This is a genomic window from Nocardioides luteus (assembly GCF_014648595.1).
GTDB lineage: Bacteria > Actinomycetota > Actinomycetes > Propionibacteriales > Nocardioidaceae > Nocardioides > Nocardioides luteus.
This window is the reverse complement of record NZ_BMRK01000012.1, coordinates 76,899-98,260: the sequence shown is the minus strand read 5'-3', so window position 1 is coordinate 98,260 and position 21,362 is coordinate 76,899. Positions and strand designations below refer to the sequence as shown.

Here is a 21,362-nt window from a genome sequence, read left to right as displayed (position 1 = left end):
CTCGGCTCGCTCGGCTCGCTCGGCTCGCTCGGCTCGCTCGGCTCGCTCGCCAGGGCGCGGAGGACGTCGGTGAGGGCGTCCGCTCCGGCGCGGCAGTCGTCGTCGGTGGCGGTCTCGTAGGGGGAGTGGGAGACGCCGGTGGGGTTGCGGGTGAAGAGCATGGCGGTGGGGATCTCGGCGGCGAGGATGCCGGCGTCGTGGCCCGCGCCGGTGGAGAGGACCGGCACCTCGCCGAGCACGTCGAGGAGACGTTCTTGCAGGTCAGTGTCGAAGTGGACGGTGGAGACGTACGACTCCTCGGTCACCTCCAGCGTGCAACCGTGCTCCTCGGCCGCCGCGCGGGACGCGTCCAGGATCTCCTCGAGGAGTGCTCGGGTCTGCGGGTCGGTGTCGCCGCGTACGTCGAGCCAGGCATCGACCCGGGAGGCGATCACGTTGGTGCCGCCCGGGATCGGGGTGAGCCGGCCGATGGTGGCCCGGGCGGCGCCGTCGCCGTCATGGGCTGAGGCGATGCGCTGGGCGGTGAGGACCGCGGCGGCCATCGCGGCCACAGGGTCGCGGCGATCCCGCATCCGGGTCGCGCCGGCGTGGTTGCCCTCGCCGGAGAAGACCAGCCTCCAGCGGCCGTGGGCCAGGATCGAGGAGGCCACCGCGACCGGGGCGCCGAGGTCGGCGAGGCCGATGCCCTGCTCGACGTGGAGCTCGACGAAGGCCGCCAGGCTCGCCAGCCGCTCCTCGTCGCGGCCGAGCCCGGCGGGGTCGATCCCGTCGGAGCGGCACGCCTCGGCGTACGTCACCCCGGCCTCGTCGGTCAGCGCGGCCACCTTCTCGCCGGAGAGCGCGCCGGTCATCAGCTTCGACCCCAGGCACGCGATGCCGAACCGCGAACCCTCCTCCTCGCCGAACGCCGCGACCGTCACCGGCCGGGCCGGGACGAGCCCCTCCGACATCAGCGCCGAGACCGCGGCGAGCGAGGAGGTGACTCCGAGCGGGCCGTCGTAGGCGCCTCCGCCCGGCACCGAGTCGAGGTGGGAGCCGATCGCGATCGTCCCGTCGCCGCGTGGGCCCCAGTGTGCCCAGATGTTGCCGTTGCGGTCGGTCTCGACATCGAGACCCAGCCCGGAGGCCGTACGTCGGAACCACTCCCGCAGCTCCAGCTCCGCCGGGTCGTAGACGTGACGGGAGTAGCCGCCGCGTACGGGGTCTCGGCCGATGTCGGCGATCTCGTCGAGCAGGGTGACGACGTCGAGAGTCATTCAGATCCTTGGGTCGGTCGTTCGATGACGCTGAGGTGTTGGTCTCGACACGCCTCCGCCTAGCGGCTCCGGCGGCTCGACCAGCGGAGGCACCGCTGGTCGAGCCGGGAGGCCGCCTGCGGCCGAACGTGTCGAGACCAACACAGTCCTATCGGCCTCAGCCGTCCAGCATCGGGATGTCCAGGCCGCGCTCGCGGGCGACGTCGCGGGCGTGCTCGTAACCGGCGTCGACGTGACGCATGACGCCGGTGCCGGGGTCGTTGGTGAGGACGCGCTCGATCTTCTCGGCGGCCAGCGGGGTGCCGTCGGCGACGCAGACCTGGCCGGCGTGGATGGAGCGGCCGATGCCGACGCCGCCGCCGTGGTGGATGGAGACCCAGGAGGCGCCCGAGGCGGTGTTGAGCAGCGCGTTGAGCAGCGGCCAGTCGGCGATCGCGTCGGACCCGTCCAACATCTGCTCGGTCTCGCGGTAGGGCGAGGCGACGGAGCCGGAGTCGAGGTGGTCGCGGCCGATGACGACCGGCGCGGAGAGCTCGCCGGAGGCGACCATCTCGTTGAACTTCAGCCCGGCGAGGTGACGCTCTTTGTAGCCGAGCCAGCAGATCCGCGCGGGCAGGCCCTCGAAGTGGACCTTCTCGCCGGCTTGGGTGATCCAGCGCTTGAGGCCCTCGTTCTCGGGGAAGAGGTCGACGATCGCGCGGTCGGTCTTGGCGATGTCCTCGGGGTCGCCCGAGAGCGCCGCCCAGCGGAACGGGCCGAGGCCTTCCTCGAAGAGCGGGCGGATGTAGGCGGGTACGAAGCCGGGGAAGGCGAACGCGTTCGCGAACCCGCCGAGGCGCGCGCCCTCGCGCAGCGAGTTGCCGTAGTCGAAGACCTCGGCGCCCCGGTCCATGAAGCCGACCATCGCCTCGACGTGCTTGGCCATCGAGGCCTGCGCCTTCTCGGTGAAGCCCTCGGGGTCCTCGGCCGCGCGGTCGGCCCACTCCTCGACCGTGAATTCGAGCGGGAGGTAGGAGAGCGGGTCGTGAGCAGAGGTCTGGTCGGTGACGATGTCGACCTCGGTGCCGCGGGCGAGGACCTCCGGGAAGACCTCGGCGCAGTTGCCCACGACACCGATGGAGCGCGGCGTACGTGCCTTCTTGGCCTCCTCGGCCTGGGCGAGCGCGTCGTCGAGGGAGGAGGCGACGGTGTCCATGTAGCCGTGGTCGACGCGGCGCTGGAGACGCGTGGCGTCGACGTCGACGACGATCACGACGCCCTCGTTGAGCGTGACGGCGAGCGGCTGGGCGCCGCCCATGCCGCCGGCGCCGCCGGTCAGGGTCAGGGTGCCGGCCAGCGAACCCCCGAAACGTTTGCGTCCGATGGCCGCAAAACATTCGTAGGTGCCCTGCAGGATGCCCTGGGTGCCGATGTAGATCCACGAGCCGGCGGTCATCTGGCCGTACATCGTCAGTCCGAGCGACTCCAGTCGCCGGAACTCGGGCCAGGTCGCCCAGTCGCCGACGAGGTTGGAGTTGGCGATCAGGACGCGCGGCGCCCACTCGTGGGTGCGGAAGACGCCGACGGGCTTGCCGGACTGCACCAGCAGCGTCTCGTCGGCCTCGAGCTCGTCGAGGGTGCGGACGATCGCGTCGTACGCCTCCCACGACCGCGCCGCGCGGCCGGTGCCGCCGTAGACGACGAGGTCGTCGGGGCGCTCGGCCACCTCCGGGTCGAGGTTGTTCATCAGCATGCGCTTGGCGGCCTCGGTCTGCCAGGTCTTGGCGGTGATCTCGGCGCCGCGGGGTGCGCGGACAGTGCGTGGTTCGCTCATGTGGTCCATCTCACCTCATCAGGGGATCGGGCGTCAGCCCGGCCCGGTGAAAAGTTGGTTCTGGGTGCGTTCGGGCGGGGCAAATACCCGCCATGGCGGGAATTTGCCGCGAGATCTGCGGGTCGGGTGGCGGGTTGGGGCTCCATTTCCCCGCCATGGCGGGAATTTGGCCCGCCACCCGCACCGACCAGCAGCTCAGCGGATCTCGGTCAGCTCACGAGCCTTCGCCAGCAGCGCACCACTGGTGACGAGGCCGACGACGGACTTGATGTCGGGCGCGAGGAAGCGGTCTGGGCCGGGAGCCGGGACCAGCTCGCGGATCGCGGAGACCAGCGCTGCGCCGACGGCGCCGGGGCGCTCCGGGCTGCGCATGTCGATCGCGCGCGCGGCGGTGAGGAGCTCGATCGCGACGACCTGCTGCGCCCCTGCGATCGCACGGCGCAGCTTGCGGGCGGCGTTCCAGCCCATCGAGACGTGGTCCTCCTGCATCGCGGAGGTCGGGATGGAGTCGACCGACGCGGGGACCGCGAGACGCTTGAGGTCGGACACGATCCCGGCCTGGGTGTACTGCGCGATCATGTGCCCCGAGTCGACGCCCGGGTCGTGGGCGAGGAACGGGGGCAGCCCGTGGTTGCGCGCCTTGTCGAGGAAACGGTCGGTGCGGCGTTCGGAGATCGAGGCCAGATCGGCGGTGGCGATGGCCAGGAAGTCGAGTACGTAGCCCACCGGAGCCCCGTGGAAGTTGCCGTTGGACTCGACGCGGCCGTCGAGGGTGACGACCGGGTTGTCCACCGCGCTGGCGAGCTCGGTCTGCGCCACCCGGGCGGCATGCGCCATGGTGTCGCGAACCGCGCCGTGGACCTGGGGCGCGCAGCGCAGCGAGTAGGCGTCCTGCACCCGGGTGAAGCCGGTGCCGCGGTGGTCGGCGACGATCCCGCTGCCGGCCAGCACCGCGCGGATGTTGGCGGCCGAGGTCGCCTGGCCGGCGTGCGGACGCAGCGCCTGGAGGTCCTCGGCGAAGACGGTGTCGGTGCCCTGGAGCCCCTCGATGCTGAGCGCGCCGGCGATGTCGGCGGTGGCCACCAGGTCGTCCAGGTCGGCGAGGGCCAGGACGAGCATCGCCAGCATCCCGTCGGTGCCGTTGATCAGCGCCAGCCCCTCCTTCTCGCGCAGCTGCACCGGGGTGATCCCGGCGGCGGCGAGTGCGTCGGCGGCGGGTACGAGTGCGCCGTGGGCATCGCGTACCTCGCCCTCACCCATCGCGGCCAGCGCACAGTGGGCCAGCGGGGCGAGGTCACCGGAGCAGCCGAGCGAGCCGTACTCGCCGATCACCGGCGTGATCTGGGCGTTGAGGAGCGCGGCGTAGGTCTCGGCCACCTCGGGGCGTACGCCGGTCCGGCCGGTGGCGAGGGTCGAGAGACGCAGCAGCATGAGGCCGCGTACGACCTCCTTCTCGATCTCCGCGCCCGAGGAAGCCGCGTGGGAACGGACCAGCGAGGCCTGCAGCTGGGCGCGGTGCTCGGGCGGGATGGAGGTGTTGGCCAGCGCTCCGAAACCGGTCGAGATGCCGTAGTGGGGGCGGGTGTCGTGAGCGAGGTCCTCGATGAGCGCGCGGCTGGTGGCCATCGCGAACAGCGACTCGTCGGTGAGGGTGATGGGTGCTTGGTGACGGGCGACGGCGACGACCTGGTCGAAGGTGAGGGCGCCGACCCCGACGGGAACCGTGGTGTTGGTCATGAGGTGAGTGGATCACATCACACTCAGGCAGGTGAGCAGAGGCCGTTGTCGGCGGCGTCCTTCTCCTTGTCCTCGGGGCTCACTGCGTCCGCCGGACGCTTTTCGGGCGAAGTGCTGACCTGGGGATCCCCGGTGGTCGCCGACTCCTTGGGGGAGCGCGGTGACGTCGGTGAAGACGGGTCAGTGACAGCCGCCGCCGGGTCGTGGAGCGGCCGGTCCTCGAGCATCCGCTGCCACAGCTCCTCGGCCTCCGGGAGGATCTCGAGCCGGCCCCAGTGGGGGTCGCCGGTCGGGAAGGCCCGGTTGGGCACGGTCTCGAACTCGATGCTCGCCGGGTCGACGTCGCGCATCTCACCGGCCATCTCGGCCAGCCCGGCGACGGTCTCGACATCCGTGGTGATCGACTTGGAGAGCTCGGTCGCGAAGGCCGCGAGCCGGCTCGGCCGAGCCAGCGTGCCGGCGGAGAGGACCTTGGTGGCGAGCGCGGTCAGGAAGTACTGCTGACGGCGCATCCGGCCCAGGTCGGCGTTCGGCGTGGAGGAGCGGTTGCGTACGTAGTCCAGCGCCTGCTTCCCGCGCAGGTTGCGGGTGCCCGCGGGCAGGAAGATGTTGTGCTCCTTGTCGTCGATCGCCTCCGGGATGCAGATCTTCACGCCGCCGACGGCGTCGACCATGCCGCGGAAGCCGGCGAAGTCCAGCGCGATGTAGTGGTCGATCGGGATGCCGGTGAGGAGCTCGGTCTGACGGGCGGTGCAGATCGGTCCGCCGACCGAGTAGGCCTGGTTCCACATCACATCGCTGGCCTCGGGGATCGTGTCCCCGTCGGGTGCGGTGCACTCGGGCCGGTCGACGAGGGCGTCGCGGGGGATCGAGACGCCGTAGGCCGACTTCCGGTCGGCGGCGACGTGGAGCAGGATCGTGCTGTCCGAGCCACCGGAACCGCCCTCGCCGTCGATCGAGCAGCCCTTGCAGTCACGTCCGTCGGTGCCCAGGATCAAGATGTTGAGCGGCTGCTTCGGCCCCTGCCCCTCGTCCTTCGCCTCGGGTTCGTCGACCAGGTGCGGGATGTCGCCGACCGAGTCGAGGTTGCGGTTGAGCCGGCTGTAGAACGCCCAGGTGGCGATCCCGGTGCCGACCGCGAGGAACAGCATCGTGACCACGACGGTCAGCACCACAGTCCGCGTGCCCGACCCTGCTTCGGTCCCCATCACCCTCCCTCGATCGCCGCCACGGTGAGCAGCCCTCACGAGTTCTACGCCTCAGTGAGCCGAGAGGTTGCTGCTTCAGGTAACGACATTGTGAAACCATGAGGAAGGCGCTGTCCGAAATCCGCGCGTAATTTCGTTCCGAACACGGCACCATAGAACCCATGGACACAGCGACGAGCGTGAACGGACTCGACTTCGAATCGTGCTACCGCGCCGTACGCTCGCGCGACCGGCGCTTCGACGGGATCTTCTACACGGCGGTGGCCTCCACCGGGATCTACTGCCGCCCCTCGTGCCCGGCCCGCACCCCGGCGCTGACCAACGTCTCCTTCCATCGCACCGCGGCCGCGGCCCAGGCGGCCGGCTACCGCGCCTGCAAGCGCTGCCGACCCGACGCCACCCCGGGCAGCCCGGAGTGGGACGTCGCGGCCACGCTGGCGGGGCGGGCGATGCGGCTGATCGCCGACGGCGTCGTCGACCGGGAGGGGGTCGAGGGACTCGCCCGCCGGGTCGGCTACTCGCCCCGCCACCTGACCCGGCTGCTCACCACTGAGCTCGGCGCCGGCCCGCTGGCGCTCGCTCGAGCACGGCGCGCACAGACGGCGCGGACGCTGGTCGAGACCACCGAGCTCGGCTTCGCCGACATCGCCTTCGCCGCCGGTTTCTCGAGCGTACGCCAATTCAACGACACCGTCCGCGAGGTCTATGCGGCCTCGCCGACCGAGCTCCGCGGCCGCCGCGGGTCGCGGCGCCGGGCCGACGGGACGATCTCGCTGCGGCTCGCCGTGCGCACCCCGTTCGCCGGCCGAGCTCTGCACGCCTTCCTCCGTGACCATCTCGTCCCCGGCGTCGAGGCCGGCGGCGTGGACAACGGCCGGCTCTGGTTCGCCCGCACCCTCGACCTGCCCAACGGACCGGGAACGCTCCGCATCGAGCTCACCGACATCCCCGAGGGCGAGACCGGTTTCGTCCACGCCACCTTCAAGCTCGCCGACCTGCGCGACACCACCGCAGCCGTCGAACGCGCGCGGCGTCTCGTCGACGCCGACTGCGACCCGCGCGCGATCGCGGAGGTCTTCGTCGACGAGATCATCGGCCCGCTGGCCAAGGCACTGCCGGGGCTGCGCGTGCCGGGCACGGTCTGCGGGGGCGAGCTGGCGCTGCGTACGATCGTGGGACAGCAGGTCTCGGTCGCCGGCGCGCGCACGGTGCTGGCGGGGATCGTCGCCGAGCACGGCCGCCCGATCACCACCGACATCGACGGCCTCACCCACCTCTTCCCGTCCGCGGAGACCCTGGCCGCGGCCGACCCGGCCGGGATGCCGATGCCCCGCTCACGAGGCCGTGCCGTCACCGGCCTGGCCGCAGCCCTCGCCTCCGGCGAGCTCCAGCTCGACCGTGGCACCGACCGCGACGTCGTGCGCGAGCAGCTGCTCAGCCTGCCCGGTGTCGGGCCCTGGACCGCCGACTACGTCGCCCTGCGCGCGCTCGGCCACCCCGACGTCTTCCTGCCGACCGACGTCGGCATCCGACGAGCGCTGGAAGTGCTCGGTGCGCCCGCGGCGGATGTGGCCGCGTGGCGGCCGTGGCGCTCGTACGCCCTGCTCTACCTGTGGACTTCACTGACCCCCTTGGAGGAACTCTGATGTGGACCCTGATCGACTCGCCGGTCGGCCAGCTCCGGCTGGTCGCCCACGACGGTGCGATCACCGCGATCGACTTCATGCCCGCGCTGTACGCCGAGGGCCGGCCGCGCGGTGAGCGCGACGACTCCGACCCGCTGCTCCTTGAGTGCGCCCGGCAGCTCGCCGAGTACTTCGCCGGCGACCGCACCACCTTCGACCTGCCGCTCGCACCCTCCGGGACCGCGTTCCAGACGCGGGTGTGGGAGCAGCTGCAGAAGATCGAGTACGGCACGACCTGCTCCTACGGGCAGATCGCCGGCCGTCTCGACCTGACCGGCCACGGCGCCCGCGCGGTCGGGCTCGCCAACGGCAGGAACCCGATCCCGATCGTCATCCCGTGCCACCGCGTCGTTGGCGCGAACGGCTCCCTGACCGGCTACGCCGGCGGGCTGGACCGCAAGACGACGCTCCTCGGCCTGGAGAGCGGTGCGCTCTTCTGATGGCCAGATCTCTCGGGTGGCGTACGCCGCTGGCGGCCGTCGCGCTCCTCACTGCCGTCGCCGGCCTCTCCGGCCTCGCCGGCTGCGGGTCGGAGTCCGTCGGCTCGGTCGAGCCTGAGCCTCCGGCCAGGTCGAGCTCGAGCCCGGACCGGACCGAGGACGAGCTCCTCGTCAACGGCCGGGTGACCTGCGATCAGGACGTCTCGAGCGACCAGGCGAAGAGCACGATCGAGCGTGTCGGCGGGCTCCAGCAGCCGACCTGGTCGGTGCGGTTCGCGGAGAGCACCGCGGCCGGCGTGATCGTGCTCGTCGCCGGTGACCTCGAGGACGCCCGGCCCCGGCTCTTCGACGACTACGACGTCGCGGCGATCGTGGGGCTCGAGAAGGAGCAGAGCCGGGCCGAGGATTTTCGGGCTGTGCGGGATGCGGTGCGGGAGATCTGTGCGTGAGGGGCTGTTCCCAGGGATACCCGGTCGACCGGGTATCCCTGGACTTGACGGGCACTGAAACACCCGTCAAGTCCATGAATACCCGGTCAACCGGGTATTCATGGGGCTGAAGTGACAGAAGTTACTCAGCAGCCGCGCGCCGGAGCGACTCGGAGAGCCGATCGGCAGCAGCGAGCACAGCAGGAGCGTGCATCTTGCCGGGCTGGCGGCTGAGGCGCTCGAGGGGGCCGGAGACGGAGACGGCGGCGATGACCTTGCCGCCGGGGGAGCGGACCGGAGCAGAGACCGAGGCGACGCCGGCCTCGCGCTCGCCGATCGACTGGGCCCAGCCGCGGCGGCGGATGCCGGAGAGGGCGGCGGCGGAGAAGGCTGCGTTCTGCAGGCCACGGTGGAGGCGCTCGGGGTCCTCCCAGGCGATCAGTATCTGAGCGGCCGACCCGGCGCGCATGGTGAGCTGGGAGCCAACCGGGATGGTGTCGCGGAGACCCGAGGGCCGCTCGGCGGCGGCGACGCAGACACGGAAGTCGCCCTGGCGGCGCCACAGCTGCGCGGACTCGCCGGTGATGTCGCGCAGACGCGCCAGCACCGGGCCGGCGGTGGCGAGCAGCCGGTCCTCGCCGGCGGCGGCGGAGAGCTCGGCCAGCCGGGGGCCGAGGACGAAGCGGCCCTGCATGTCACGGGCGACCAGACGGTGGTGCTCGAGTGCGACCGCCAGGCGGTGCGCGGTCGGGCGGGCGAGGCCCGTTCCTGCGACCAGACCTGCCAGGGTCGCCGGGCCGGATTCGAGAGCTGTGAGCACAAGGGCGGCCTTGTCGAGCACGCCCACACCGCTGGAACTGTCCATATCGCAAGACTAACTTCTCAGAACCTGAGATGCAACGTTAGGGTCGTAGAAGCAGACTGGAAGTGGCGGATCTGACACCGCGTTCATACGCGGAAACACCCGCCGCTGGCCACTACAGACCAAGATGCCAGATGGAGAACGTGTCATGGGCAGGACCTTGTCGGAGAAGGTGTGGGACGAGCATGTCGTCCGGTCGACCGCAGGAGAGCCGGATCTCCTCTACATCGACCTTCACCTCATCCACGAGGTGACGAGTCCGCAGGCCTTCGACGGCCTGCGCCTGGCCGGTCGCAAGGTGCGCCGCCCCGACCTCACCATCGCCACCGAGGACCACAACGTCCCCACCGTCGACTGGGACAAGCCGATCGCCGACCCGGTCAGCCGCACGCAGGTCGAGACGCTGCGCAAGAACACCGAGGAGTTCGGCGTACGTCTCCACCCCCTCGGCGACGCCGAGCAGGGCATCGTGCACGTGGTCGGTCCCCAGCTGGGTCTCACCCAGCCGGGCATGACCATCGTCTGCGGTGACTCCCACACGTCCACGCACGGCGCGTTCGGTGCCATCGCGTTCGGCATCGGCACCTCCGAGGTCGAGCACGTGCTGGCCACCCAGACGTTGATGCAGGACAAGCCCAAGACGATGGCCGTCACCGTCAACGGCACCCTGCCCGAGGGCGTCAGCGCCAAGGACCTGATCCTGACGCTGATCTCCAAGACCGGCACCGGTGGCGGTCAGGGCTACATCGTGGAGTATCGCGGTGAGGCGATCCGTGCGCTCTCCATGGAGGCCCGGATGACGATCTGCAACATGTCGATCGAGTGGGGCGCCAAGGCCGGCATGATCGCCCCCGACGAGACCACCTTCGCCTACATCCAGGACAAGCCCGAGGCACCCAAGGGCGCCGAGTGGGACCAGGCCGTCGCGCACTGGAAGTCGCTGGTCACCGACGAGGACGCGGTCTTCGACAAGGAGATCGTGATCGACGCCGACGAGGTCACCCCGTTCGTCACCTGGGGCACCAACCCGGGCCAGGGCGTCCCGCTGGGCGCCTCCGTCCCGAGCCCCGAGGACTTCGAGGACCCTGACGCGAAGCTCGCCGCCGAGAAGGCGCTGACCTACATGGGTCTCGAGGCCGGCACCCCGATGCGCGAGGTGCACATCGACACCGTCTTCCTGGGCTCCTGCACCAACGGGCGCATGGAGGACCTGCGTACGGCCGCGGACATCATCCAGGGTCACCGCGTCGCCGACGGCACCCGCTTCCTGGTCGTGCCGGGCTCGGCGAAGGTACGCCTCCAGGCCGAGGAGGAGGGTCTCCACAAGATCTTCCTCGACGCCGGAGCCGAGTGGCGCGGTGCGGGCTGCTCGATGTGCCTGGGCATGAACCCCGACACGCTCGCCCCCGGCGAGCGGTCGGCCTCCACGTCCAACCGCAACTTCGAGGGCCGCCAGGGCAAGGGTGGTCGCACCCACCTGGTCTCGCCGGAGGTGGCCGCCGCCACCGCCGTACGCGGCACCCTCTCCTCGCCCGCCGACCTGACTCTCGCCAACGCCTGATACGGAGCGACTGAGCACCATGGACAAGTTCACCACCCACTCCGGCGTCGGCGTCCCGCTGCGCCGCAGCAACGTCGACACCGACCAGATCATCCCTGCCGTCTACCTCAAGCGGGTCACCCGCACCGGCTTCGAGGACGGCCTCTTCGCCGCCTGGCGCAACGACCCGACCTTCGTCCTCAACAACGAGGCGTACGCCGGGGCCTCCGTGCTCGTCGCCGGCCCCGACTTCGGCACCGGCTCCTCGCGTGAGCACGCCGTCTGGGCGCTGATGGACTACGGCTTCCGGGTCGTCATCTCGAGCCGCTTCGGCGACATCTTCCGCGGCAACTCCGGCAAGGCCGGGCTGCTCGCGGCGAAGGTCGACGAGAAGGTCGTCCAGCGCCTCTGGGACTACCTCGACGACAACCCCGGCGCGCACGTCACCGTCGACCTCGAGTCGCGCACCGTCCGCGCCGGTGAGGGCGCCGACGCCATCGAGGACTCCTTCGACATCGACGACTACACCCGCTGGCGCCTGCTCGAGGGCCTCGACGACATCGGCATCACGCTGTCCCACGACGAGGACATCGCGGCGTACGAGGCCACCCGGCCCTCCTTCAAGCCGGTCACCCAGCACGCCTGATCTCTGGCCCTAGCCCGGCCCCGGCCCCCGGCCGAGAGGTCGGTCAGGTCGGCCGAGACGTCACCCCCGCAGGTCGAGACGTCACTTACGCCGGTCGAGACGTCACCCATGTGACGCCTCGACCGGCGTAGCTGACTTCTCGGCCGACCGGGGTGACGCTTCGGCCGACCGGGGTGACGCCTCGGCAGGGGAGGGCTGTCAAGGGAGGCCGGGGATGCGGATCTGGTGGCCTTCGGGGGTGCGGGAGGAGCCGGTGATGCGGTCGCAGGAGCCGGTGTCGACCCAGCAGCGCAGATACCAGGAATCGGCGGCGCTCGAGGTGTGGAGGACGAGGCTGCGGTCGGACTCGAAGCCGGCTACGTGCACCGTCTCGACGGACATGGGGATGCGAAGGTCGACCAGGTCGGACGTGCTCATGTCGACGGCGAACCCGCGTTCGGCGGCGGGATCGGACGCGTCCGGGTCGTCGGGATCACCGGCGACGGCGACGACCGAGCCGTCGGGGGAGTCGGCGACCGTACCGGGCAGGGGCGTACGCACGCCGGGTTGGGCGAGGCTGCCGTCTGCCTCGAGGGCGGCGAAGCGGGCCTCGGCATCGCCGGGGTTGTGGAGGAGTGCGCCGCGGCGCAACGGGCTCAGCTGCTGGTGGTCGAGCGGCAGCGAGATCCGCTGGCTGCTGCGGCCGGGGTCCCAGGCGACCACCGGTGGCAGGGACGAGGTGAGACGGCCGCTGCTCGGCATGGTGCGGAAGTAGACGCGGCGGCGGTCGGTGCCGAGGAGCGCGGTGGCGGACGGAGCGCCGTCGAGAGCGCGCCGGTCGACCTCCTTGCCGGAGACGGTGTCCACGGCGATCAGCGCGGAGGTGTCCTTGCCGGTCTCCTGCAGGGCGAAGAGCCGACTGCCGTCCTTGCTCAGCACCGGCTGCGTCCACAGTCCCGGGACCTGGACGGTCGATCCGCGTCGAGCGATCCACACCGGGCCGGGGTGTGCGGCCCGCTCGTACATCAGCACCGTCCACCCCGCCATGCTCATCCGGGAGCCGTGGACCGGCTGCGGGGCGGCGCCGAGCCGGAGCCGGCCGGCGAGGTCGACGAACGGGAGGGTCGTCGCCGGGCCGAGGGGGAGGTCGGCGTACGTGGCCGGGATGGCGGGTGTGCTGTTGTGCACCGTCGGAGCGGGCGGTGCGGGGGTGGCGACGTCGGCGTCCGCGCGGCTCTCCGCGAGCCGGGTCGTGTGGGCGGCCAGCCAGGCGACGGACGCGATCAGGGCGAGGGCGACGCCGACCGAGAAGAGGGTCTCGGGTCGATGCCTCGTCGCGGGCTGCTCGTCGGGGTGCACGTCGGTGATGGTCGTACCTCTCTCGTGGCGTGAGTCTCTCCACGGTAGGTGCGGGCGAGCATCCCGGACAGGAGCGATCAGGTGAACAGTCCGTTTCACATCCTGTTGGTACGTCCTCGATGTGCTGGCATGGCCTATGGTCGATCGTGTGGTGAGAAAACGAGTAGCTGACGCGAGTAAACAGGCCGGAAAATTAGTCGGCGCGGTGAAGGGCACGGGCAAGCTCGTGGCCGACGTGGTGACCGGCAAGGTCAAGGTTCCCGCGGTTGGGAAGGTCAAGGTGCCGCGGCCGGGTCGCAAGGGCTCTGCTGAGTCGGCTGAGCCGGAGACCGCGGCGAAGGTGACCACCGAGAAGGCCAAGTCCAAGCCTGCTTCGGCGAAGCCGGCTGCTGAGAAGACAGCTGTTGACAAGACGGCAGCGGCTGACGAGGTCGTCTCGTCCGAGAAGCCTGTTGCGAAGAAGGCTCCGGCTGCGAAGAAGACCACCGCGAAGAAGGCCACCGCGAAGAAGACCGCGGTGAAGAAGGCTCCTGCCAAGGGGGTCTCGACAAGCTCGACCTCCGGTGCGGACGAGGCGGCGAAGACGGCGGCGAAGAAGACGGCTGCCGCGAAGAAGACGACCGCGGCGAAGAAGACGGCGACCGCGAAGAAGACTCCGGCGAAGAAGGCTCCGGCCAAGGACGCCTCGGCTGAGGGGGTCTCGACAAGCTCGACCTCCGGTGCGGACGAGGCGGCGAAGCCCGCTGCGAAGAAGACTCCTGCGGCGAAGAAGACCTCGGCTGCGGCGAAGAAGACCGCGGCGAAGAAGACGTCCACCGCGAAGAATACGACGGCTGCGAAGAAGACGACGCCGGCCGCGAAGAAGACCGCTTCGACGACGACGGCTTCGGCTGAGGGGGTCTCGACAGGCTCGACCTCCGGTGCGGGCGCTGCGAAGAAGGCGCCGGCGGCTAAGAAGACCAGCGCCGCTAAGAAGACGACGACTGCGAAGAAGGCTCCGGCGAAGAAGGCTCCGGCCACGGGGGCTTCGACAGGCTCAACCTCCGGTGCTGCGGGCTCGAGCTCGAGTGAGGGTGCTGCGGAGAAGCCGGCGAGCGACTCCTAGCCGGGAGTGCCGACGCGGACCGAGGCGAGGGTGGTGCGGGGGCCGAGGCCCAGGCCGCGTACGGCCGCCAGGTCCTCGAGGGTGTCGACGTCGTGGCGCAGCGAGTGGAGTTCGCCGGCCAGGGGGTGGGCGCCTCCTTCGCGATGGGCCGCCGCGGAGCCGGGGCCGAAGGACGGGCTGAAGAGGTCGTGGGGCGCGGTGTAGAGGGTGGTGCCACCACCCGCCGCGTCCTCCACGTACGCAGCCGGGTGGCCGCTCGCGGCGGTCAGCGCCGCGTCCAGGTCGGCCGAGCGCAGGGCCGGCAGGTCACCGCACAGCGCAGCGGGGCGGAGCTCCGGCCAGCGGCGGCGGGCCTCGAGCGAGCCTTGGACCAGCGTCGCGTTGAGATCGCCGCTGACGCCGTCGGGGATGACGGCGGCGCCGAGGCGCGCGACGTCGGCGGCGAAGAAGGAGTCGTCGGTGATCACCAGGACCGCACCGACGCCGGAGGCGGCCAGGCAGGACTCAGCGGTGTCGAGGGCGAACGAGCGGGCCAGATCGGCGCGTTCGTGCGACTCGATCCCGACCAGCCGCGACTTGCCGCGCGCCGGAGGCTTGACGGGCAGCAGTACGACGTAACCGGGTGCAGGTGCGGGCATCGGGTAGATCCTGACAGGTATCTCCCAACGCCGCGGAGAGGGCCCGGTAGCCTGCGTGCGTGGGTAAGTACCGGAAGTTCCAAGAGGGTCGGCTCGGCTGGGCCTGGGTCGTGGCGGTCGGCATCGTGAAGCCAGTGCTTCTCGCGACCACCAAGCACCAGTGGGAGGGCGGCGAGAAGATCCCGGAGAGCGGGGGAGCGGTGATCGCGCTCAACCATGTCTCCGAGATCGACCCGTTCACCGCGGCGCACATCGTCTGGGACTACGGCCGACGACCGAGCTACCTGGCCAAGGCCGGGCTCTTCAAGGGTGCGCTGGGGAAGTTCCTGCGCGCCGCCGGTCAGATCCCGGTCGACCGCAAGGCCGGTGCGGCCGCCTTCGATGAGGCCGTCAAGGCGGTCAACGAGGGCAGCCTCGTGGTCGTCTACGTCGAGGGGTCGATCACCAAGGACCCGACCGGCTGGCCGATGCGCGGCAAGTCCGGCGCTGCCCGGATCGCGCTCGCGACCGGCGCCCCGGTCTACCCGGTGGGACAGTGGGGAGCCCAGGAGCTCCTCCCGGCGTACTCTCTCAAGCCCAACCTGGTCGGCCGCAAGATGATCCAGATGAAGATCGGCGATCCGGTGGACCTGAAGGACCTCGAGGTCCAGGACCACTCGGTCGCGGTCGTCAACGAGGCGACCGACCGCATCATGAAGGCGATCGTCGGCCTGGTGGCGGACATCCGGGAGGAGGAGCCGCCCAGCGAGCTCTTCGACCCGAAGAAGGCCGGTATCAACGAGACCGGCGACCCCAAGAAGAGCAAGAAGGACAGCAATTGAGCGAGCGCGTGAGTGGCAAGGTAGCGGTCTTCGGAGCGGGCTCGTGGGGCACCGCCTTCTCGGTCATTCTCGCCGATGCCGGCAACGACGTGACCATGTGGGCTCGGCGTGAGGAGGTCGCGGCCGCGATCAACGACACCCACGAGAACCCCGACTATCACCCGGGCACCGAGCTGCCGCACAACATCACCGCCACCCACGACATCGAGAAGGCCGCGTACGGAGCCGAGCTGGTCGTGCTCGCGGCGCCGTCGCAGACGCTGCGCAAGAACCTCACCGACTGGGCGCCGTTCCTGCCGAAGGACGTGCCGCTCGTCTCGCTGATGAAGGGGGTCGAGCTCGGCACCCTGGAGCGGATGAGCGAGGTCATCGCGCACGTGACCGGTGCGGGACCGGACCGGATCGCCGTCGTCAGCGGTCCCAACCTGTCCAAGGAGATCATCCGGCGCGAGCCGGCCGCCGGTGTGGTGGCCTGCGCCGACGAGGAGGTCGCCAAGACGATCCAGGCGCGCGTGCACTCGCCCGCCTTCCGTCCCTACACCTCGACCGACGTCGTCGGCTGCGAGATCGGTGGCGCCTACAAGAACGTGGTCGCGATCTCGACCGGGATGGCTGCCGGGCTGGGCTTCGGCGACAACACCCAGGCATCGCTGATCACCCGCGGTCTGGCCGAGACCGCGCGGCTGGCGATGAAGCTCGGCGCCAACCCGATCACGCTGATGGGCCTGGCCGGCCTCGGCGACCTGGCCGCGACCTGCTCGTCGCCGCTCTCGCGCAACCGTACGTTCGGCGAGAAGCTCGGTCAGGGCATGACCACCGCCGACATCCTCGCCTCCAGCCACCAGGTCGCCGAGGGTGCCAAGTCCTCCCACTCGCTGCGCGAGCTCGCCGCGAAGGTCGGGGTGGACGCGCCCCTGGCGCACTACGTCGACGACGTCGTCTCCGGGGCCAAGACCGTCACCGACATCATGGACGAGATGCTCGAGCGACCGACGAAGGCCGAGACCGAGTAGATCCGACGCGAGACGGCCCCGGAGCGATCGCTCCGGGGCCGTCTCGCTGTTTCTAGCGCCTCAGACGGAGCCAAGGTCCTTCCAGGGACCCCACTCCTCGGTGCCAGGGGTGTTGCCCTGGGTCCACCACTTGGCCTCCCACAGGTGGCCGCCGTAGGTGACGCGGTCACCGGCGACGTACACCGTGCTCGCCGACCACGCGGCCGCGTCGTTCGGCGGGTCGGTCGGGTCCTCGGTGGGCGGGTCCGTGGGGTCCTCGGTGGGCGGGTCGGTCGGGTCGGGCTCCTCGACCGGGCCGCCGCTGCCGTCGCGCATGGCGTCGGCGAAGGTGCCGATCAGCTCGCCCTGGCGGTCACCCGACAGCTCCCACCACATGCCGCCGCCGAGGCCCTTGTCGATGGCGTACGCCGCCTTCTGGGCGATCGTCCGGGTGTTGTCGTAGCTCCACCACTGGTTGCCGTCGTAGCGCCAGGCCGCGCCGGTCTCGGCGTCGTATTGGTCGGTGCCGCGGGTCTTGAGCTTGTCGTAGTCCTCGTTGCCGGCCTCGTAGGTGCCCGGCGCCGCGGCCGTGGCGGGACCCCACGGCTCGGCGGAGGTCGCACCCTGCCAGCCGCGGCCGTACGCAGCCATGCCCAGGCCGAGCTGGGCCGGTGAGACGCCGGCGTCGATGTACTCGCGCACCGACTCGTCGACGCTGAACCGCTTGCCGTCGGGGCGCGGGTCGGCCGGGTCGGCGTAGAGGTTGCCCTGGTGGCCGGTCAGCGTCGGGTCCCAGGCTCCCCACAGGTCGTAGCCCTGGATGTTGCCGAAGTCGAGGCTGTCGAAGATCGCCGGGTCGTTCCAGCCACCGGCCTCGATGTCCTCGGGGTTGGCCGGCAGGAAGGCCGAGAGCTGGTAGTCCTTGCCGGTGGTGGAGCCGAGCGCGTCGAGCTGCGAGCGGAACTCGGCCAGCAGCGCCTTGAAGTTGGCGCGGTCGTTCTCCGGGTCGACGTGGTTGCCGGCGTTGCCGTTCGGCGAGCCCGGCCACTCCCAGTCGATGTCGAAGCCGTCGAAGACACCGGCGGCCGCGCCGGCCCCTCCGCGGCCGTCGATCACCGGCAGGTTGCCCTTGATGTAGAGGTCGATGCAGGAGGAGACGAACGTGCGGCGCGACTCCGGGGTGGCCGCGGCCAGGGAGAAGTTCTTCGACCAGGTCCAGCCGCCCAAGGAGAGCATGACCTTCAGGTCGGGGTGCTTCGCCTTGAGCTGCTTGAGCTGGTTGAAGGAGCCGGCCAGGGGCTGGTCCCAGGTGTCGGCCGTGCCGGAGACGGAGTCACCGGCTGCGTACGCCATCCCGTAGTCGGCGTAGGCGTCACCGGCGCCGTCGGATCCGTTGGGGCCGTCGCCCTGCGCCTTGTTGGCCTCGAAGCAGGTCAGCGACTGGTGGTGGATGTTGCCGAACGCGTAGTTGAGGTGGGTGAGGTCGTCGGCGACGCCGGACGTCTCGAGCTGTTTGAGCTTGAACGCGCGGCCGTAGACGCCCCACTGCACGAAGTAGCCGACGTTGCGGTAGCCGTTGATCGCGGTCGGCTCCGCGGCGGCGGTCTGCAGCGAGGCGTTGGACGGGCTGGTGAGGGCGAGCGTGCCGGTGAGGGCGAGTGCTCCGGCGAGCGCACCGACGAAGAGGCCGGCTGTGCGGCGTGATCTGCGCTGGGTTCTTCGTGGAGATCTTTGTGGGGATCTCCGGGAGGAACGGGGCAAGGCGACATGCATGGGGACACCTCCGAGGTGATGGCTTGCTCGGGCTCGAGTCGCCCGATCGCCATTCGATGGTGGCAGCCCCGTTATTTGTAAGCAACCCTTACTAATTAAGGAATTTCAGAACGTAATTCGAGGTGGGAGCGGAAGTAGTACGTTCGGAGAGCCGTCGATCCTGGGAGACCGCCATGCTCGGATGCCGTTCTGCAGTCGTTGCCACGCTGGCCGGAGGCGCGCTCGCGTTGGCCACTCTGGTCCCGTACGCCGGGGCGACCGCCGCCCCGGGCCACCGGCACTCGCCACCGCCGAAGGTGCCCACCGCCGTGGGCTACGGAGGGGCAGTGGCCAGCGTCGACGCCGACGCGAGCCGGGTGGGGCTGGAGGTGCTGCGCAAGGGCGGCAATGCAACCGATGCGGCCGTGGCCACGGCTGCCGCGCTCGGCGTCACCGAGCCCTACTCGGCCGGGATCGGCGGAGGAGGCTTCTTCGTGCACTACTCCGCACGCACCGGCGAGGTCGAGACGATCGACGGTCGGGAGAAGGCGCCGGCCGCCATGCCGCACGACGCGTTCATCGACCCGGAGACGGGGGAGGAGTACCCGTTCTTCCCGGACATGGTCACCAGCGGCGCCTCGGTCGGAGTGCCCGGAACGCCGCTGACCTGGGACAAGGCGCTGCGGACGTGGGGCACTCGCTCGCTCGCCCAGTCGCTTCGTCCGGCTGCCCGGCTCGCCCGCAAGGGGTTCGTCGTCGACGAGACGTTCCGCCAGCAGACCGTCGACAACGCAGAACGTTTCGCAGCGATCGATTCCACAGCGGAACTATTCCTTCCGGGAGGATCTGCGCCCGAGGTCGGCAGCAGGTTCCGCAACCCCGACCTCGCGGCGACATACGACCTGCTCGGACGCAACGGTGTGAAGGCCTTCTACCGCGGCCCGCTCGCCGCGGAGATCGCCGCGACGGTCGTCCAGCCCCCGAAGAACGAGGACACCGACCTGCCGGTTCCGGCCGGCTGGGTGACCACCGAGGACCTCGCCGGCTACACCGCACCGGACCGCGAGCCGACCCGCTCGACCTACCGCGACCTGGACGTCTACGGGATGGCCCCGCCGTCCTCCGGAGGCACCTCCGTGGGCGAGGCGCTCAACATCTTGGAGCGCTACGACCTGGCGGCGATGAGCGACCCCCAGGCATACCACCACATGCTCGAGGCGAGCGCGATCGCCTTCGCCGACCGCGGCGCCTATCTGGGCGATGCCGACCACGTCGAGGTGCCCGTCGAGGCCCTGCTGGATGACACCTTCGCCACTGAGCGGGCGTGCACCCTCGATGCGGAGTCGGCGCAGCCGAAGCCGGTGGCGGCCGAGGACGCGTACGACTACGACGGGGTCTGCGACAACGCATCCGGCGCCGGCGAGACGGCGCGGGACACCGAGAACCTGGAGACGACCAACCTGACCGTGGTCGACCGCTGGGGTGACGTCGTCGAATACACCCTGACCATCGAGCAGACCGGTGGATCCGGGATCACCGTCCCGGGTCGTGGATTCCTCCTCAACAACGAGCTCACCGACTTCTCGACGACCTACCGCGCCGACGACCCCAACCGGATCGAGCCGAACAAGCGCCCTCGCAGCTCGATGTCGCCCACGATCGTGCTCTCCGACGGCCGCCCGGTGCTGGCGGTCGGCTCGCCCGGCGGTTCGACGATCATCACCACCGTGCTCCAGATCCTCGTCGACCGGCTCGCCCGCGACCGCACCCTGCCGGAGGCGATGGCGGCTCCGCGAGCCTCTCAGCGCAACGCTGCGAGCACCGGCGCGGAGCCGGCGTTCATCGAGGCGTACGGAGGGCCGCTGACCGAGCTGGGGCACGGCTTCGCCGCCACCGCCGAGCTCGGCGCGGCCACCGCGATCGAGATCGGCCCCGGTGGGCTGCTGACCTCGACGGCCGAGCCGTGGCGTCGTGGCGGTGGGTCGGCGATGGTGGTCAGGCCGCTCGACTAGCCGACGAGGCGGTCGAGCGCCTGGACGAGGTCGTCCCAGAGGTCGTCGACGTCCTCCACGCCCACCGACAACCGGACCAGCCCGTCGGGGACGGTGGCCGACTCGGTCTTCCATCGGCGGCGCCGCTCGAAGGTGGACTCGACCCCGCCCAGCGAGGTCGCGTTGACCCAGAGCGAGGTGGAGTGGGTGAGCAGGTCGGCCTGCTCGGCGGTGGGGAGGACGACCGCCAGCATCCCGCCGAAGCCGGGGTAGCGGACCTCCTCGACCGCCGGGTGGGCGGCGAAGCGCTCGGCCAGGGCCGCGGCGTTGGCGGCGGAGCGCTCGACGCGCAGCGGCAGCGTACGCAGCCCGCGCAGCGCCAGCCACGCCTCGAACGGGCCGGGGATCGCGCCGAGGAGGTCGCGGCGGGCCTTGAGCACGTCCCACAGCGCCTCGTCGGAGACGACGAGCGCACCCATGAGGACGTCGGAGTGGCCGGCGATGAACTTGGTGGCCGAGTGGATGACGATGTCGGCGCCGAGCGAGAGCGGTTGCTGCAGCATCGGCGTGGCGAAGGTGTTGTCGACCACGACGCGAGCGCCGGCTTCGTGGGCGGCCTCGATGATCGCGGGGAGGTCGGCGACCTGCATGCCCGGGTTGGTCGGCGTCTCGATCCAGACCAGCGCGACCTCGCCGTCGAGCTTCTTCAGCAGCTTCACGACCCCGTCGGTGTCGGAGAAGTCGGTGAGCCGGGCGGTCAGCCGCCCGCGCGCCTCGAGGTCCGCGAGCTGACCGATGGTGCCGAGGTAGCTCTGCTCGGTCGCCACGACCACCGAGTCGTTGACGAGGTCGAGCAGCGTCGCGATCGCGGCGAGCCCGGAGGCGAACGACAGCGCCTTGCCGCCCTCGAGCTTGCCGAGCACCTCCTCGAACGCCACCCAGGAGTCGTTGGTGTAGCGCCCGTACTCCTTGTCACCGCCGGCCACGTAGGTCGAGGCCATCGTGATCGGTACGTTGAGCGGCTGGTCGGGCTCGTGGGCCGGCCGCCCGGCTTGGACGGCGATCGTGGCGGGCTTGTGATCCATGCCTCGAGCCTATGCTGGTGCTGAG

At 70.6% G+C, this 21,362-nt stretch carries 18 protein-coding genes; 9 read left to right on the top strand and 9 right to left on the bottom strand.

Annotated features, from left to right (window positions below):
* From IEY81_RS15625 to IEY81_RS15610, 4 genes are all read right to left on the bottom strand, one after another.
* A partial coding sequence (locus tag IEY81_RS15625) for an allantoate amidohydrolase (RefSeq protein ID WP_189119403.1) occupies positions 1 to 1,256 on the bottom strand: 1,256 nt, incomplete at its 3' end.
* A gap of 157 nt (positions 1,257 to 1,413) precedes the next feature.
* Complete coding sequence (gene hutU, locus IEY81_RS15620) at positions 1,414 to 3,069, bottom strand: urocanate hydratase (RefSeq protein ID WP_229787902.1); 1,656 nt, start codon at positions 3,067 to 3,069, stop codon at positions 1,414 to 1,416.
* A 195-nt stretch (positions 3,070 to 3,264) separates the two neighbouring features.
* Positions 3,265 to 4,806 carry a histidine ammonia-lyase gene (gene hutH / locus IEY81_RS15615; protein WP_189119401.1) on the bottom strand — a complete coding sequence of 514 codons (1,542 nt, stop codon included), beginning with the start codon at positions 4,804 to 4,806 and terminating at the stop codon, positions 3,265 to 3,267.
* A gap of 23 nt (positions 4,807 to 4,829) precedes the next feature.
* On the bottom strand, positions 4,830 to 6,014 hold the full coding sequence (locus IEY81_RS15610; protein ID WP_189119400.1) for an LCP family protein: 1,185 nt from the start codon (positions 6,012 to 6,014) through the stop codon (positions 4,830 to 4,832).
* Between the two features lie 161 nt (positions 6,015 to 6,175).
* On the opposite strand from IEY81_RS15610, the gene IEY81_RS15605 reads away from it, so the two are divergent.
* The 3 genes from IEY81_RS15605 to IEY81_RS15595 are packed head-to-tail and all read left to right on the top strand — an operon-like array spanning position 6,176 to position 8,588.
* The gene (locus tag IEY81_RS15605) at positions 6,176 to 7,660 is read left to right on the top strand and encodes an Ada metal-binding domain-containing protein (protein WP_189119399.1); all 1,485 of its coding nucleotides are present in this window, start codon (positions 6,176 to 6,178) and stop codon (positions 7,658 to 7,660) included.
* Positions 7,660 to 8,139, top strand: a complete 480-nt coding sequence (locus IEY81_RS15600) for a methylated-DNA--[protein]-cysteine S-methyltransferase (protein WP_189119398.1) — start codon at positions 7,660 to 7,662, stop codon at positions 8,137 to 8,139. The genes IEY81_RS15605 and IEY81_RS15600 overlap by 1 nt, the downstream gene beginning before the upstream one ends.
* Positions 8,139 to 8,588, top strand: coding sequence for a hypothetical protein (locus IEY81_RS15595; protein WP_189119397.1), 450 nt, complete (start codon positions 8,139 to 8,141; stop codon positions 8,586 to 8,588). Before IEY81_RS15600 ends, IEY81_RS15595 begins: the two co-directional genes overlap by 1 nt.
* A 121-nt stretch (positions 8,589 to 8,709) precedes the next feature.
* Here the strand turns inward: IEY81_RS15595 and IEY81_RS15590 are convergent, their stop codons facing one another.
* A complete protein-coding gene (locus tag IEY81_RS15590; RefSeq protein ID WP_141781349.1) occupies positions 8,710 to 9,432 on the bottom strand; it encodes an IclR family transcriptional regulator in 723 nt (240 codons plus the stop codon).
* A gap of 145 nt (positions 9,433 to 9,577) precedes the next feature.
* On the opposite strand from IEY81_RS15590, the gene leuC reads away from it, so the two are divergent.
* Positions 9,578 to 10,990, top strand: coding sequence for a 3-isopropylmalate dehydratase large subunit (leuC, locus tag IEY81_RS15585; RefSeq protein ID WP_189119396.1), 1,413 nt, complete (start codon positions 9,578 to 9,580; stop codon positions 10,988 to 10,990).
* Between the two features lie 19 nt (positions 10,991 to 11,009).
* Entirely contained in the window at positions 11,010 to 11,615 is a 606-nt protein-coding gene (gene leuD / locus IEY81_RS15580; RefSeq protein WP_189119395.1) for a 3-isopropylmalate dehydratase small subunit, read from the top strand.
* Between the two features lie 198 nt (positions 11,616 to 11,813).
* On the opposite strand, the gene IEY81_RS15575 is transcribed toward leuD, so the two are convergent.
* Complete coding sequence (locus IEY81_RS15575) at positions 11,814 to 12,953, bottom strand: hypothetical protein (RefSeq protein ID WP_189119394.1); 1,140 nt, start codon at positions 12,951 to 12,953, stop codon at positions 11,814 to 11,816.
* Between the two features lie 205 nt (positions 12,954 to 13,158).
* Here IEY81_RS15575 and IEY81_RS15570 point away from each other — a divergent pair, with 205 nt between their 5' ends.
* Positions 13,159 to 14,058: a hypothetical protein gene (locus IEY81_RS15570; RefSeq protein WP_189119393.1), complete on the top strand. Its 900-nt coding sequence runs from the start codon at positions 13,159 to 13,161 to the stop codon at positions 14,056 to 14,058.
* On the opposite strand, the gene cofC is transcribed toward IEY81_RS15570, so the two are convergent.
* Positions 14,055 to 14,696, bottom strand: a complete 642-nt coding sequence (cofC, locus tag IEY81_RS15565) for a 2-phospho-L-lactate guanylyltransferase (RefSeq protein WP_189119392.1) — start codon at positions 14,694 to 14,696, stop codon at positions 14,055 to 14,057. The genes IEY81_RS15570 and cofC overlap by 4 nt on opposite strands.
* Positions 14,697 to 14,755: 59 nt before the next feature.
* Between cofC and IEY81_RS15560 the strand changes: the two genes are divergently transcribed.
* Together IEY81_RS15560 and IEY81_RS15555 are read left to right on the top strand one after the other, a co-directional pair.
* Entirely contained in the window at positions 14,756 to 15,517 is a 762-nt protein-coding gene (locus IEY81_RS15560) for a lysophospholipid acyltransferase family protein (protein WP_189119391.1), read from the top strand.
* 8 nt (positions 15,518 to 15,525) lie between these two features.
* On the top strand, positions 15,526 to 16,530 hold the full coding sequence (locus IEY81_RS15555) for an NAD(P)H-dependent glycerol-3-phosphate dehydrogenase (RefSeq protein WP_189119390.1): 1,005 nt from the start codon (positions 15,526 to 15,528) through the stop codon (positions 16,528 to 16,530).
* Positions 16,531 to 16,590: 60 nt separating this feature from the next.
* On the opposite strand, the gene IEY81_RS15550 is transcribed toward IEY81_RS15555, so the two are convergent.
* Entirely contained in the window at positions 16,591 to 18,282 is a 1,692-nt protein-coding gene (locus tag IEY81_RS15550; protein ID WP_271188356.1) for a glycosyl hydrolase family 18 protein, read from the bottom strand.
* 227 nt (positions 18,283 to 18,509) lie between these two features.
* Here IEY81_RS15550 and ggt point away from each other — a divergent pair, with 227 nt between their 5' ends.
* A complete protein-coding gene (gene ggt / locus IEY81_RS15545) occupies positions 18,510 to 20,273 on the top strand; it encodes a gamma-glutamyltransferase (protein ID WP_229787901.1) in 1,764 nt (587 codons plus the stop codon).
* Here ggt and IEY81_RS15540 read toward each other — a convergent pair.
* Entirely contained in the window at positions 20,270 to 21,337 is a 1,068-nt protein-coding gene (locus tag IEY81_RS15540) for a trans-sulfuration enzyme family protein (RefSeq protein WP_189119388.1), read from the bottom strand. The genes ggt and IEY81_RS15540 overlap by 4 nt on opposite strands.
* Positions 21,338 to 21,362: the final 25 nt, after the last annotated feature.

Excerpts from the sequence above, each read along its gene's own strand:
- hutU (WP_229787902.1), bottom strand. The coding sequence starts at position 3,069 with ATGAGCGAACCACGCACTGTCCGCGCACCCCGCGGCGCCGAGATCACC.
- hutH (WP_189119401.1), bottom strand. The coding sequence starts at position 4,806 with ATGACCAACACCACGGTTCCCGTCGGGGTCGGCGCCCTCACCTTCGAC.
- IEY81_RS15610 (WP_189119400.1), bottom strand. The coding sequence starts at position 6,014 with ATGGGGACCGAAGCAGGGTCGGGCACGCGGACTGTGGTGCTGACCGTC.
- IEY81_RS15605 (WP_189119399.1), top strand. The coding sequence starts at position 6,176 with ATGGACACAGCGACGAGCGTGAACGGACTCGACTTCGAATCGTGCTAC.
- IEY81_RS15600 (WP_189119398.1), top strand. The coding sequence starts at position 7,660 with ATGTGGACCCTGATCGACTCGCCGGTCGGCCAGCTCCGGCTGGTCGCC.
- IEY81_RS15595 (WP_189119397.1), top strand. The coding sequence starts at position 8,139 with ATGGCCAGATCTCTCGGGTGGCGTACGCCGCTGGCGGCCGTCGCGCTC.
- IEY81_RS15590 (WP_141781349.1), bottom strand. The coding sequence starts at position 9,432 with ATGGACAGTTCCAGCGGTGTGGGCGTGCTCGACAAGGCCGCCCTTGTG.
- leuC (WP_189119396.1), top strand. The coding sequence starts at position 9,578 with ATGGGCAGGACCTTGTCGGAGAAGGTGTGGGACGAGCATGTCGTCCGG.
- leuD (WP_189119395.1), top strand. The coding sequence starts at position 11,010 with ATGGACAAGTTCACCACCCACTCCGGCGTCGGCGTCCCGCTGCGCCGC.
- cofC (WP_189119392.1), bottom strand. The coding sequence starts at position 14,696 with ATGCCCGCACCTGCACCCGGTTACGTCGTACTGCTGCCCGTCAAGCCT.
- IEY81_RS15550 (WP_271188356.1), bottom strand. The coding sequence starts at position 18,282 with ATGCATGTCGCCTTGCCCCGTTCCTCCCGGAGATCCCCACAAAGATCT.
- IEY81_RS15540 (WP_189119388.1), bottom strand. The coding sequence starts at position 21,337 with ATGGATCACAAGCCCGCCACGATCGCCGTCCAAGCCGGGCGGCCGGCC.